This window comes from Piscinibacter sp. HJYY11 (assembly GCF_016735515.1).
Taxonomy (GTDB): domain Bacteria; phylum Pseudomonadota; class Gammaproteobacteria; order Burkholderiales; family Burkholderiaceae_C; genus Rhizobacter.
The window spans coordinates 348,594-361,365 of record NZ_JAERQZ010000002.1 but is presented as its reverse complement, the minus strand read 5'-3'; the positions used below and the strand labels follow the sequence as shown (position 1 = coordinate 361,365).

The following is a 12,772-nucleotide window of genomic DNA, read 5'->3' as shown; positions in this document are numbered from 1 at the left end:
CATTGTCCTCAACCCATGTGGAGACCGCCGTTGACCGAGAAGTCGGCCCCGGTCGCAAAACCCGACTCATCCGACGCCACCCACGCCACGATCGACGCGATGTCCTCCGGCGTGCCCAGGCGCTTGACCGGGATGCCGGCGACGATCTTGTCGAGCACGTCCTGGCGGATCGCCTTGACCATGTCGGTGGCGATGTAGCCCGGGCTCACGGTGTTGACCGTCACGCCCTTGTTGGCCACTTCCTGCGCCAGCGCCATGGTGAAGCCGTGCATGCCGGCCTTGGCGGCGGAGTAGTTGGTCTGGCCGAACTGGCCCTTCTCGCCGTTGACCGACGAGATGTTGATGATGCGACCCCAGCCCTTTTCCAGCATGTCGTCGATGACCTGCTTGGTCACGTTGAACAGGCTGGTGAGGTTGGTCTCGATGACCGCGTCCCAATCGGCGCGGCTCATCTTGCGGAACATGCCGTCGCGCGTGATGCCGGCGTTGTTGACCAGCACGTCGATCGGGCCGACCTCGGCCTTGGTCTTCTGGAAGGCGGCAACGGTCGAATCCCAGTCGCCCACGTTGCCCACCGAGGCGTGGAACTCGAAGCCGAGTGCCTTCTGCTCGTCGAGCCACTTCTTGAAGTCACGGCTCGGGCCGCAGCCGGCCACCACGGTGAAACCGTCCTTGTACAAGCGCTGGCACATCGTGGTTCCGATGCCACCCATGCCCCCGGTGACGTACGCAATCTTCTTCGCCATTTGTTCTTCTCCTGCTGTGTGATGAATCTCTAGGTTGCGCGCCGCACCGGCCGTGGGTCAACCGGGTTCCCACCAATCCAGCGCGGTGCGCGTGTCGATCAGCGCTCCACCGTCAGTGCAACGCCCATGCCACCGCCGATGCACAGGCTGGCGATGCCCTTCTTGGCATTGCGCTTCTGCATTTCGTGCAGCAGGGTCACCAGGATGCGGCAGCCCGACGCACCGATGGGGTGCCCGATGGCGATCGCACCACCGTTCACGTTCACCTTGCTGGTGTCCCAGCCCATCTCGTTGTTGACCGCGCACGCTTGTGCCGCAAAGGCTTCGTTGATCTCGAGCAGGTCGAGGTCGGCCGCCTTCCACCCTGCGCGCTGCAGGGCCTTTTGCGAAGCCGGCACCGGGCCCATGCCCATGTAGGCCGGGTCGAGGGCGGTGGTGGCGTAGCTCTTGATGCGGGCAAGCGGCGTGAGGCCGAGCTGGTCGGCCTTCTTGGCGCTCATCACCACCACGCCGGCCGCGCCGTCGTTGATGCCCGAGGCGTTGCCGGCGGTCACGCCACCGGCCTTGTCGAAGGCGGGCTTCAGGCCCGAGAGCGCTTCGGCGTTGGTCTTGCGGTTGATGAACTCGTCGGCCGCGAAGACGATCGGATCGCCCTTCTTCTGCGGGATGCTGAAGGGCACGATCTCGTCCTTGAACTTGCCGGCGTCCTGCGCGGCGGCGGCCTTCTGCTGCGAAGCCAAGGCCAGTGCGTCCTGCGCTTCGCGGCTGATGCCGTACTTCTTGGCCACGTTCTCGGCGGTGATGCCCATGTGGTACTGGTTGTACACGTCGAAGAGGCCGTCGACGATCATCGAATCGACGAGCTTCCAGTCGCCCATGCGCTGGCCGTCGCGCGAGTTGGGCAGCACGTGCGGGGCGAGGCTCATGTTCTCCTGGCCACCGGCGATCACGATCTCGGTGTCGCCATCGCGGATGGACTGCGCGGCCAGCATCACGGCCTTCAGGCCCGAGCCGCACACGGCGTTGATGGTCAGCGCCGGCACGGCCTGCGGCAGGCCGCTCTTGATGACGGCCTGGCGGGCGGCGTTCTGGCCCGAGCCCGCGGTGAGCACCTGGCCGAGCACGACCTCGCTGATCTGGTCACCGGTGAGCTTGGCGCGCTTGAGCAGGTCGGCGATCACGGCAGCGCCGAGATCGGGGGCCGGCACCTTGGCCAGGCTTCCACCGAATTTGCCCACGGCGGTACGGGCGGCTGCGACGATGACGATGTCACTCATGGTGGTTCTCCAGTTGGCGGTGCGTGTGATGAGAGAAATCAAGCCTTCTGCTTGACGTAGCGCCCAGGGGCGGGTTCGATGGGCTTGTACTGGCGATTGCCCGGGGTCTTGGGGGCAGCGACCTGCTTGCCGGCGTGGCTCTTGAGCCAGGCGTCCCAGTCGGGCCACCAGCTGCCGGGGTGCTCCTTGGCTTTTTCGAGCCACTCATTCTCGGATGGCGGCAGCGCAGCGGTGGCACCCGTCCAGTAGCTGCGCTTCTTCTTTTCAGGCGGGTTGATCACGCCGGCGATGTGGCCGGAGGCGCCGAGCACGAAGCGGCACTTCGCGTTCTTGAGGACCTGCGTGTTGCGGTAGGCGCCGTCCCACGGGACGATGTGGTCTTCCTTCGAGCCGTAGACGTAGACCGGCGCATCGATCTTGCCGAGGTCGATCGGCGTGCCGCACACCGTCACCTTGCCGGGCTTGACGAGGTTGTTCTCGAGGTAGGTGTTGCGCAGGTACCAGCAGTACATCGGGCCCGGCAGGTTGGTGCTGTCGCTGTTCCAGTAGAGCAGGTCGAAGGGCGGCGGTGTCTCGCCCTTGAGGTAGTTGCCGACGACGTAGTTCCACACCAGGTCGTTGGGGCGCAGCGCGCTGAAGGTCGAGGCCAGCTCCTGGCCCTTGAGCAGCGTGCCACCGCCGGGGCTGCTGGGCCCGAGCGTCATCTCGCGCACCTGCACCATGGCTTCGTCGACGAAGAGGTCAAGCACGCCGGTGTCGCTGAAGTCGAGGAAGGTGGTGAGCAGCGTCACGCTCTGCGCCGGCTTCTGGCCACGTGCGGCCAGCAGCGCGAGCGACGTGCCCAGCAGCGTGCCGCCCACGCAGAAGCCCAGCGTGTTGATGGTCTTGGCGCCCGAGATCTCCTGCACCACCTTGATGGCGGTGAGCGGGCCTTCCTCGATGTAGTCGTCCCAGGTCTTCTTGGCGATGCTCTCGTCGGGGTTGCGCCAGCTCATCACGAAGACGCGATGCCCTTGTGCCACCGTGTGGCGGATCAGAGAGTTCTCGGGCTGCAGGTCGAGGATGTAGTACTTGTTGATGCACGGCGGCACCATCAGCAGCGGCCGCTCGTGGACCGTCTTGGTCGTCGGCTTGTACTCGATGAGCTGGAAGAGATCGTTCTCGAAGACCACGTCGCCCGGCGTCACCGCCACATTGCGGCCCACCTCGAAGAGCTTCTCGTCGGTCTGCGACATGTGCCCCTGCTGCACGTCGCCCCACAGCTGCTGCATGCCCTGGGCAATGCTCTCGCCCTTGGTCTGCAGGGCGCGCGACACGGCCTCGGGGTTGAGGGCGAGGTAGTTGCTCGGTGACGAGGCCGCGATCCACTGCTGCACCGCGAAGCGCAGGCGCTGGCGGGTCTTGCTGTCGCCCTGAACGTTGTCGGCCAGCTTGGCCAGCGTGCGGGCATTCAGCAGGTACATCTGGGCGGTGAAGGCAGCCATCGGGTTCTGTGCCCACGACGGATCTGCGAACCGCTTGTCGCCCTGGGGGGCGATGGTGGCGCCGTTGGGTGCTTCGACCCACTTGTTCCACAGGTCGGTGGCCGACTGCACGTAGTCGCTCTGCAGCTGGCTCAGCACGGGAATCGGCACGCTCAGGGACGACATCGACTTGACCATCTCGCCCACGGTGGCGCCGAAGGCCTGGGCGGCTTCGCTCGCGGTCTCGGTGGCAGCAGCGGCTGCCGGCTTGGCGGCGGCTCGGGTCGTGGTCTTCATGTGTCTCCTTGCTCTCAGGTGCGGATGCGTGGCGAACGTAAAGTGTGCGCCGGTCATGGTGTCTTTGTCATGACCCGACGCATGAGTTGACTCGAAAGCGGGAGCGAAATGTATCTCGTCGCCATCGGCTGGATGTTTGTGGTGCTGTGCATGTCGGCGGCGGAAGCCATGAGCCCGGTCGGCAGTGTGCTGGGGGCCCTGGTCACGCTGCTGCTGTACGGAGTTCTGCCACTGTCCATCGTGCTGTACGTGATGGGGGCACCGGCGCGGCTGCGGGCTCGAAAGGCGGCTGAAGCGGCAGAGCCCGGGTCAGCGGCGCCAGATGGCGGCAGCCATCCGGCCAGTGACGCGGTCGCGCCGAAACGAGAAGAATCGTGAACGCCCGTCCACTTGGTCCTCGACCGTGCACCACTCGCCGCCAGACACCTGCGTGACGCCCACGGCACGGAGCCGATCGCGCGCGAGCTGCGGCAGGTTGGCCAGCCACTTGCCGGGGCGCAAGGGCTTGAAACGTGTCGGGTCTTCGCCCGTGGACTGAACTCCAAAACCTTCGAGAACATCGGCTCCCACTTCGAATGCACCGGGGCCTATGCAAGGCCCGAGCCAGCACACGACCTGCGCGGGCTCGCAGCCAGTGGCCTCGCACAAGGCGTGCACGGTCGCCTCGACCACGCCGCCGGCCAAACCGCGCCAGCCGGCATGCGCCGCGCCCACCCCGCCGGGCGCGGCCATCAGCACCGGCAGGCAGTCGGCCACCTGGATGACGCAGGCCAGCCCCGGCGTCGTGGTGATGCAGGCATCGGCCTCCATCATCGGCGCTTCGAGGTGCTCCCGCGCCAGCCGCACGACGCGCGTGCCGTGCACCTGCTTCAGGTAGACCGGGTCGGCACCCATGGCGTCTTTCAGCAGCGCACGGTTGCGCGCCACCTGTGCCGGATCGTCGTTGACGGCGATGCCGAGGTTCATGCTGTCCCACGGCGCCACGCTCCCGCCGCCGGCGCGCGTGGTCATCACCGCCTGCACCCCGGGCACGCCAAGTTCGGGCTGAAGCCAGTCAGGGTGCATCGGCATCGGGGCAGGCCGACGGTTGGGCCTTCTCGAACGCGGGGTGCTGCATGCAGGCGTCGAACACCTTCAGCACCGTGGGCACGTGGTCGAGCCGGCATTCGAAGCGCCGGGCGTTGAAGATCTGCGGCACCAGCAGCGCATCGGCCATGGTGGGCGTGTCGCCGTGGCAGAAGCGGCCTGTCGACGGGTGGCCGGCGAGCTGGCGCTCCACGGTCTCGAGGCCGGTCTCCACCCAATGCCGGTACCAGCGGTTCTTGTCGTCTTCGCTGACCTTGAGGTCGTGCACCAGGTGGCGCAGCACCCGCAGGTTGTTGAGCGGGTGGATCTCGCAGGCGATGTCGAGCGCCAGGGCCCGCACCCGTGCGCGGCCGAGCGGGTCGGCGGGCAGGAGCGGCGGCTCGGGGTGGGTTTCGTCGAGGTATTCGATGATGGCGATCGACTGGCTCACCAGCCCCTCGCCGTCCTTCAGGATGGGCACCAGCCTCGACGGCGACACGCCGGTGAAAGGCGGCTTCAGCTGCTCGTTCTTGACCAGGTGCACCGGCACGTAGTCATAGGGCAGGCCTTTCAGTTCGAGCGCAATGCGAACCCGGAACGACGCCGAACTCCTGAAGTAGCTGTAGAGCTCCATCAGCCGCTCACGATCTTGATGTTGAGCGAGCCCACGCCGTCGATGCGCGCCGACAAGGTGTCGCCTTCCAGCACCGCCGCCACGCCCTCGGGCGTGCCGGTGTAGATCAGGTCGCCCGGCGCGAGCTCCCAGCCTTTGGACAGCTGCTCGATCACCTCGGGCACGCTCCAGATCAGCTTGCCGATGACGCTGCTCTGCCGCGTGGTGCCGTTGACGTCGAGCGCGATGCGCGTGGCCGCATTCAGGTAGCACTGTGCCGCCGGCCGGATGTGGCTGATCGGCGCAGACTTGTCGAAGCCCTTGCCGCTGCACCACGGCCGGCCCTGCTTCTTGGCTTCGCCTTGCAGGTCGCGGCGGGTCATGTCGAGGCCGACCGCGTAGCCGTACACATGCTCCAGCGCATTGGCGGCCGAGATGTCGCGCCCGCCCTTGCCGATGGCCACCACCAGCTCCACCTCGTGGTGCAGGTCGCGCGTGAGGCTCGGGTATGGCATCTCGCCGGTCTGGCCTTCGGCCACCGGCAGCACCGCATCGGCGGGCTTGAGGAAGAAGAACGGCGGCTCGCGCCCGGTGTGGCCCATCTCGATGGCGTGGTCCACGTAGTTGCGCCCGACGCAGTAGATGCGGTGCACGGGGAATTCGGCCGAAGGGCCGGCCCCCACCACAGGCACGGACGGCAACTTCGGGGCGGTGATCACAAAGCTCATTGCGCGCGAACTCCAGTCAGTCAGGGGATGCGAACCATGATGCCACGCAGCATGGCCGCAAGACATGCGTCTTTCCCACATCCCCACATCCCCTAAACTGACTCTCATGTTCCAACCCCGCAGCTACAAGTTCTGCAAGGCCTGCGGATCGAAGGTCGAGTACAAGGTGCCGGCCGACGACAACCGCGAACGTGCAACCTGCACCGCCTGCAACACCGTCCACTACGAAAACCCGCTCAACGTGGTGGGCACCGTGCCCGTCTGGGACGACAAGGTGCTGCTGTGCCGCCGCAACATCGAGCCGCGCCACGGCTACTGGACGCTCCCCGCCGGCTTCATGGAGCTCGTCGAGACCACCGAGCAAGGCGCCATCCGCGAGACGGAAGAAGAAGCCGGCGCCCGGGTCGAGCTGCAAGGCCTCTTCACGCTGCTCAACGTGCCGCGGGTCGGCCAGGTGCATTTCTTCTACCGCGCCCGCCTGCTCGACACCGACTTCGCCCCCGGCCCCGAGACCATCGAGGCACGGCTCTTCAGTGAAGACGAGGTGCCCTGGGAGGAACTCGCCTTCCGCACAGTAAGGGAAACCCTGCGCCACTATTTCGAAGACCGCCGCACGGGCCATTTCGGACTACATTGCGCCGATATCGGCTAGGGTCTGTCCTCCACGAATGACGCAAGCTCCCGGTCAAGCCCCCACACCCCCACCCGCCGTGCCTCCTGCCGCGGCCCACGGCGCGACCACGCATCTCCGCGAAGACCTGATCAACCCCGACCCGCTGCTCGACTGCCTGGTCGAGCTGTGCCGCCTGCATGGCCAAGCGGCGTCGCGCGCTTCACTCTCGGCCGGCCTGCCCCTCGGCCCCAACGGCAAGGGCGTGCTGACGCTGGAACTCGCCGAGCGCGCCGCCTCGCGCGCCGGCATGTCGGCCAAGCTGCAGCGCCTGGCGCTGGACCGCATCGACACCGCCGCCCTGCCCGTCATCCTCGTGTTGAAGGACAACCAGGCCTGCGTGCTGATGGGCTGGGACGCCGACGGCGCCACCGCCCGCGTGCTGCTGCCCGAGACCGGCCAGGGTTCGATCAACCTCACCCGGACCGAGCTGCAGGCCCGCTACACCGGGGTGGCGCTCTTCGTGCGGCCGCATTTCCGCTTCGACGCGCGCACGCCGGAGATGCGCCGCGTCAAGGTCAAGCACTGGTTCTGGTCGGCCCTGCTGGAGCAGCGCTTCGTCTACCGCGACGTGCTCTGGGCCGCGCTGCTGGTCAACCTCTTCGCGCTCGCCTTCCCGATGTTCAGCATGAACGTCTACGACCGCGTGGTGCCCAACAACGCGACCGAGACCCTCTGGGCGCTGTCGATCGGCGTGGTGCTCATCATGTGTGGCGACGTCTTCATGCGCCTCTTGCGCAGCCACTTCGTCGACGAGGCCAGCGCCCGGGTCGACGTGAAGATCTCCGCCACGCTCATGGAGAAGGTGCTGGGCATGCGCCTGGAGCAGCGGCCCGAATCGGTGGGCTCGTTCGCGTCCAACCTGCGCGGCTTCGAGCAGGTGCGCGACTTCATCGCCTCCAGCACCGTCACGACGCTGATCGACCTGCCCTTCGCGCTGATCTTCATCATCGTGGTCGCGTGGATCTCGCCATGGCTCGCGGTGCCGGTGGTGGTGGCCTTCGCGGTCATCCTCATCCTCGGCTACGTGCTGCAGTTCCGGCTGCACGAGCTCTCGCAGACCACCTACCAGGCCTCGGCGCAGCGCAACGCCACGCTGATCGAGAGCCTGACCGGCATCGAGACCATCAAGTCGCTCGGTGCCGAAGGCGTGATCCAGGCGCGCTGGGAGCGGGCCAACGTGTTCCTCTCGCGCATCAACGTGCGCATGCGGGCGCTGTCGTCGTCGGCCCAGTACCTGGTGGGCTGGCTGTCGCAGGCGGTCACGGTGGCCGTCGTGATCATCGGCGTCTACCTCATCGGCCAGCGCGAGCTGACGATGGGTGCGCTCATCGCCGCGAGCATGCTCGCCGGCCGCGCGCTCGGGCCGGCGGGGCAGATCGTGGGCCTCCTGATGCAGTACCAGGGCGCACGCACGGCGATGGAGTCGCTCGACAAGATCATGGAAAAGCCGGTCGAGCGCCCGATCGGCGGCAACTTCATCCAGCGCCCGCAGTTGCGCGGCGACATCGAGTTCCGCAACGTCAAGTTCGCCTACCCGAACCGGCAGGACTCTGCGCTGGAAGGCCTGAGCTTCAAGATCAACGCCGGCGAGCGCGTGGCGCTCATCGGCAAGGTGGGCTCGGGCAAGTCGACCATCCAGCGCCTCATCATGGGCCTGTACCAGCCGACCGAAGGCGCGGTGCTGCTCGACGGCATCGACCTGCGCCAGCTCGACCCGGCCGACGTGCGCCGCAACCTCGGCTACGTCTCGCAGGACGTGATGCTCTTCTACGGCACGCTGCGCGACAACATCACCTTCGGCCTGCCCTACGCCGACGACTCGGCCGTGGTGGCCGCCGCTGAACTCGCCGGCATGGCCAACTTCGTCAATCGCCACCCCCGCGGCTTCGACATGCCGGTGGGCGAGCGCGGCGAGTCGCTCTCGGGCGGCCAGCGCCAGAGCGTGGGCCTCGCCCGCGCGGTGCTGCACAACGCGCCGCTGCTGCTGCTCGACGAGCCAACGAGCGCGATGGACTTCACCACCGAAGCCCAGATCACGCAGAACATCACCCACTTCGCCCACAACAAGACGGTGGTGCTGGTGACCCACCGCACCTCGCTGCTGGCGCTGGTGACGCGTGTGATCGTGGTCGACGCCGGCAAGATCGTGGCCGACGGGCCGCGCGACCGCATCATGGAAGCGCTGCAAAGCGGGCGCATCGCGAGAGCCGCATGAGCAGGATGACAGCCCCCCAGTCGCTTCGCTCCTGCCCCCAAGTGGCGCCACCCCGAAGGCCCGGCAAAGCCGGTTCCTTGGGGCGTTGCTTGATGGTGCGCTTGCTGCGCTCGCGCATCTCGGAGGCTCGGTCATGAACGCGCCAGAAGGCCGTATGAACGCAGCACTGATGCGCGGCGGCCGCAAGCTGCTAGCCGTGCTCGAACGCATCCGCGTGTTCATCGCGCCCGTCACCGACCGCATCTTCGGCTCGGCCGCCACCGATGCGCAGACGGCGCAGGCGGGCTTTCGCAGCTTCGAGCAGGAAGCGGTGGAGGTCATGTCGCGCCGCGAGACGCAGCGTGCGCAGAAGATCGTGCGCGCCTCGGTGGTGGTGATGTTCCTGCTGCTGCTGTGGGCGGGGCTGGCGCCGGTCGACGAGGTCACGCGCGGCGAAGGCCGTGTCATTCCCTCGCGTCAACTGCAGGTGCTGCAGTCGCTCGACGGCGGCGTGGTGTCGGAGATCCTCGTCAAGGAAGGCCAGGTGGTCGAAGCCGGCCAGCTGCTGCTGAAGGTGGACGAGACGCGCGCCACCTCGGGCGTGCGCGAGAGCGCCGCCACCGGCTTTGCATTGCGGGCGCGACAGGCGCGTCTTTCGGCGCTGGCCGACGGCAGCAGCTTCGTGCCGCCCAAGAGCACCGACCCAGAGGAGCTGCGCATCCTGGCAGGCGAGCAGGCCTTGTACGAAGCCAAGCGCACCGAGCTCTCGACACTCCTGTCGATCAACAACCAGCAGCTGCAGCAGCGCCAGCAGGAGCTGTCGGAGATGCGCTCGCGCAAGGCCACCGCCGAGCGTGCGCTCGAGCTCGGCTTGCAGGAGCTCGCCAAGACCCGCCCCCTGCTCGCCACCGGCGCCGTGTCGGAAGTCGACATCCTCCGCCTCGAGCGCGACGTGGCCAAGAGCCGTGGCGACGCCGACGCCGCCACCGCGCAGATCGCGCGCGTGCAGGCGTCCATCGGCGAGGCCCAGCGCAAGATCCAGGAGACCGAGATCTCCTTCCGCAACGAGGCCCGCAAGGAACTCGCCGAGGTGGTGGGCAAGCTCAACGCGCTCAACGAAGGCCAGGTGGCCTTGAGCGACAAGGTCGCCAAGTCGCAGGTGAAGTCACCCGTGCGTGGCCGTGTGCAGCGCCTCCTGGCCAACACGGTGGGCGGCGTGGTGCAGCCCGGCAAGGACATCGTGGAGATCGTGCCGCTCGACGACCAGCTGGTGCTCGAGGCCCGCGTGGCGCCGAAGGACATCGCCTTCATCCGCCCCGACCAGAGCGCCACGGTGAAGTTCACCGCGTACGACTTCTCCATCTACGGCGGGCTGGAAGCGAAGGTGGAAAACATCAGCCCCGACACCGTGGTCGACGAGCGCGGCAATGCCTACTACCTGGTGCGCGTGCGCACCGCTCGCGCCAACTTCAGCGAGAAGCTGCCCATCATCCCCGGCATGACGGCCGAGGTCGACATCCTCACCGGGCAGAAGACGGTGCTGGCCTATCTGCTGAAGCCGGTGCTCAAGGTCAAGGCCTACGCGCTGCGCGAGCGTTGATCACGCGGCTTCCGCCAGCATGGCCCGGTTGCGGCCGGCACCCTTGGCGGCATACAACGCCTGGTCGGCTTCGCGGATGAACTCGGACAGAGGCCGGTCCGCTTCGGCCACCCGGGCCACCACGCCCAGGCTCACGCTCACCGGCACACGCCGGCCGCGGTAGATGAACTGGATGTCTTCGACCGCCTTGCGGATGCGCTCGGCCACTTCCATTGCGTGCGGTGCGTCGAGGCCCGGCAGCACCACGGCGAACTCCTCGCCACCGTAGCGGGCCACGAGGTCGGTGGAGCGGCCCACGCAGCTGGCCAGGGCCGAGGCCACGAGCTTCAGGCACTCGTCGCCGCCGAGGTGGCCCACGCTGTCGTTGATCTTCTTGAAGTAGTCGATGTCGACCAGCATCAGGGCCAGCGGGCTGCCGCTGCGCGTGGAGCGGTCGTACTCCTTCTTCATGGTCTCGTCGAAGTAGCGGCGGTTGTTCACCTTGGTGAGCCCGTCCGTCACGCTGAGCTTGGCCAGCTCCCGGTTGGCCAGCTCGACGTTTTCCATCGCACGCTTGAGCTCGGCGGTGCGGTCGATCACGCGCAGCTCGAGCTCTTCGTTGGCCTTGCGCTGCACGGTCAGCGCGTGTTCCTGGGCGCGCAGCTTCTCTTCGCGCTCCAGCTCGACCTTGCGTGCGAGCTCCTGTGACTCGCGCAGGGCCGCTTCCTTCGAGAGGCGCTCCCGCTTGATGCGCTCGGCCAGCGCCACCGACAGCAGCACGGTCTCGAGCACGAAGCCGATCGGCTGCGCGTATTTCGTCCACGGCCCAGACTCGATGACGCCAGCCAGCGCCATCAACAGCAGCATCGTCGCGACGATGATCGTCGCCCAGGCGATGACGAAGTAGCGCGCCAGGACGTTGCCCTTCCACACCAGGTAGCCCGCGGTGTAGATGCCGGCGAATCCGGTCAGGAAGGCCACCCCGCTCAAGGCTAGCGGCACGGCCACCGGCATCTTGAAGATCAGCAGCACCGCCGACACGGTGAAGAACACCACGAAGGCCTTGTTGATCCAGTCCATGTGCCGGGGCACGCTTTTCCCGATGTCGAGGAAGTTGCGGAAGAAGAGCGTCGCGGCAAGGAAGCTGTTGGCGGCGAAGAACTCGTAGCCGCGGGTGTTCAGCCAGTCGTTGCCGGGCCAGATGAAGAGTGGGCCGAAGCCCGTCACGCAGAGCTGGTAGGCGATGATCGCCAGCAGGTAGCCCGAGTAGGTGCGGAAGCTTCTCTCCCGCGTGAAGATGTACAGGCTCAGGTTGTAGAAGAACATCACGCCGAGGATGCCGAAGACCAGGCCCATCACCACGGCATAGTCGAAACGGCTCGCCTGCCAGGTCTGCAGGTCCCACAGCACGAGCGGCGCGATGACCGAGGTCTGCGCCGTCACCCGCAGCAGCAGCACGCTGCGCTCGCCGGCGCCCAGCTCGACCGGGAAGATCGGGTTCGGGTCCTTGTGGATCTGCGGCGCCTCCGGATGCTGGAGGCCGCCGACGTGTTCGGCGCGCCAGGCGCCGGTGTCCGGGGTGAACTGGGAGAAGCGCACCTCGTCGTTCAGCGGCCAGTCGACGGACAGGATGCGGTCGAGGTTCACGCCGGCACTGCGCACCGTGAAGCGCACCCAGACCGGGTTGCGCTGGCCGGGCAGGCTGACGATCTTGCCGGGGAACACCTTCCAGCGCGGCCCCATGTCGGCCTGCAGCACACGCTCGCGCGTGAGCGCTTCGCCCGGCTTCTCGACGAGGTACTCGACGTCGCTGTCGACGATGATCTTGCGGGTGTCGGCCGAAATGACGTGCTCGGCGGGCGCCGCCGCCACGGGCAGGGCCAGGCCGAGCATGCTCCACCACAGGAGCGCGAGCAGACATCCGCAGCGGGACAGTCTTGTCATGAACGGGGTAGGCATGGACGCACGATAGGTCGATTTCGGCCGTCCAGCGCCGGGGTGGAGGCTGTTTGGTTCACAACAGGCCGCCGCAGCGCACTTAGTTCACACCCGGGCCCTACCCGCTTGCAGGATGGAACACCAAACCCGTTTCCACCGGTTTCAACTGAGCGCTGGAAAACCCGGCCCTCAAGTTTCA

11 protein-coding genes are annotated in these 12,772 nt (G+C 67.1%); 4 read left to right on the top strand and 7 right to left on the bottom strand.

The genetic code is table 11. The features are described 5' to 3' along the window. Positions 1 to 8: 8 nt before the first annotated feature. From phbB to phaC, 3 genes are all read right to left on the bottom strand, one after another. Entirely contained in the window at positions 9 to 746 is a 738-nt protein-coding gene (phbB, locus tag JI745_RS25275) for an acetoacetyl-CoA reductase (RefSeq protein WP_201813283.1), read from the bottom strand. 98 nt (positions 747 to 844) lie between these two features. Then, on the bottom strand, positions 845 to 2,023 hold the full coding sequence (locus JI745_RS25270) for an acetyl-CoA C-acetyltransferase (protein WP_201813282.1): 1,179 nt from the start codon (positions 2,021 to 2,023) through the stop codon (positions 845 to 847). A gap of 38 nt (positions 2,024 to 2,061) precedes the next feature. Next, entirely contained in the window at positions 2,062 to 3,783 is a 1,722-nt protein-coding gene (gene phaC / locus JI745_RS25265) for a class I poly(R)-hydroxyalkanoic acid synthase (protein ID WP_201813281.1), read from the bottom strand. 108 nt (positions 3,784 to 3,891) lie between these two features. On the opposite strand from phaC, the gene JI745_RS25260 reads away from it, so the two are divergent. Continuing rightward, a complete protein-coding gene (locus JI745_RS25260) occupies positions 3,892 to 4,161 on the top strand; it encodes a hypothetical protein (RefSeq protein WP_201813280.1) in 270 nt (89 codons plus the stop codon). On the opposite strand, the gene pgeF is transcribed toward JI745_RS25260, so the two are convergent. From pgeF to JI745_RS25245, 3 genes are read right to left on the bottom strand one after another with little or no spacing between them, the layout of a single operon-like run. Continuing rightward, positions 4,093 to 4,854, bottom strand: coding sequence for a peptidoglycan editing factor PgeF (pgeF, locus tag JI745_RS25255; RefSeq protein ID WP_201813279.1), 762 nt, complete (start codon positions 4,852 to 4,854; stop codon positions 4,093 to 4,095). The genes JI745_RS25260 and pgeF overlap by 69 nt on opposite strands. Next, positions 4,838 to 5,482, bottom strand: a complete 645-nt coding sequence (maiA, locus tag JI745_RS25250) for a maleylacetoacetate isomerase (protein ID WP_201813278.1) — start codon at positions 5,480 to 5,482, stop codon at positions 4,838 to 4,840. The genes pgeF and maiA overlap by 17 nt, the downstream gene beginning before the upstream one ends. Beyond that, positions 5,482 to 6,189 (bottom strand): fumarylacetoacetate hydrolase family protein, encoded by a 708-nt coding sequence (locus tag JI745_RS25245; protein WP_201813277.1) that lies wholly within the window; start codon positions 6,187 to 6,189, stop codon positions 5,482 to 5,484. Before JI745_RS25245 ends, maiA begins: the two co-directional genes overlap by 1 nt. Before the next feature lie 106 nt (positions 6,190 to 6,295). On the opposite strand from JI745_RS25245, the gene JI745_RS25240 reads away from it, so the two are divergent. The 3 genes from JI745_RS25240 (at position 6,296) to JI745_RS25230 (ending at position 10,656) form a co-directional block, all read left to right on the top strand. Further along, positions 6,296 to 6,841, top strand: a complete 546-nt coding sequence (locus JI745_RS25240) for an NUDIX hydrolase (protein WP_201813276.1) — start codon at positions 6,296 to 6,298, stop codon at positions 6,839 to 6,841. A 16-nt stretch (positions 6,842 to 6,857) separates the two neighbouring features. Further along, entirely contained in the window at positions 6,858 to 9,077 is a 2,220-nt protein-coding gene (locus JI745_RS25235; protein WP_201813275.1) for a type I secretion system permease/ATPase, read from the top strand. Between the two features lie 154 nt (positions 9,078 to 9,231). After that, the gene (locus tag JI745_RS25230) at positions 9,232 to 10,656 is read left to right on the top strand and encodes an HlyD family type I secretion periplasmic adaptor subunit (RefSeq protein ID WP_201813274.1); all 1,425 of its coding nucleotides are present in this window, start codon (positions 9,232 to 9,234) and stop codon (positions 10,654 to 10,656) included. Here the strand turns inward: JI745_RS25230 and JI745_RS25225 are convergent, their stop codons facing one another. Further along, positions 10,657 to 12,579: a diguanylate cyclase gene (locus JI745_RS25225; RefSeq protein WP_201813273.1), complete on the bottom strand. Its 1,923-nt coding sequence runs from the start codon at positions 12,577 to 12,579 to the stop codon at positions 10,657 to 10,659. Positions 12,580 to 12,772: the final 193 nt, after the last annotated feature.

Bases quoted from the DNA above. Each gene is read 5' to 3' on its own strand.
- phbB (WP_201813283.1), bottom strand. From the start codon at position 746: ATGGCGAAGAAGATTGCGTACGTCACCGGGGGCATGGGTGGCATCGGA.
- JI745_RS25270 (WP_201813282.1), bottom strand. From the start codon at position 2,023: ATGAGTGACATCGTCATCGTCGCAGCCGCCCGTACCGCCGTGGGCAAA.
- phaC (WP_201813281.1), bottom strand. From the start codon at position 3,783: ATGAAGACCACGACCCGAGCCGCCGCCAAGCCGGCAGCCGCTGCTGCC.
- JI745_RS25260 (WP_201813280.1), top strand. From the start codon at position 3,892: ATGTATCTCGTCGCCATCGGCTGGATGTTTGTGGTGCTGTGCATGTCG.
- pgeF (WP_201813279.1), bottom strand. From the start codon at position 4,854: ATGCCGATGCACCCTGACTGGCTTCAGCCCGAACTTGGCGTGCCCGGG.
- maiA (WP_201813278.1), bottom strand. From the start codon at position 5,482: ATGGAGCTCTACAGCTACTTCAGGAGTTCGGCGTCGTTCCGGGTTCGC.
- JI745_RS25245 (WP_201813277.1), bottom strand. From the start codon at position 6,189: ATGAGCTTTGTGATCACCGCCCCGAAGTTGCCGTCCGTGCCTGTGGTG.
- JI745_RS25240 (WP_201813276.1), top strand. From the start codon at position 6,296: ATGTTCCAACCCCGCAGCTACAAGTTCTGCAAGGCCTGCGGATCGAAG.
- JI745_RS25235 (WP_201813275.1), top strand. From the start codon at position 6,858: ATGACGCAAGCTCCCGGTCAAGCCCCCACACCCCCACCCGCCGTGCCT.
- JI745_RS25230 (WP_201813274.1), top strand. From the start codon at position 9,232: ATGAACGCAGCACTGATGCGCGGCGGCCGCAAGCTGCTAGCCGTGCTC.
- JI745_RS25225 (WP_201813273.1), bottom strand. From the start codon at position 12,579: ATGACAAGACTGTCCCGCTGCGGATGTCTGCTCGCGCTCCTGTGGTGG.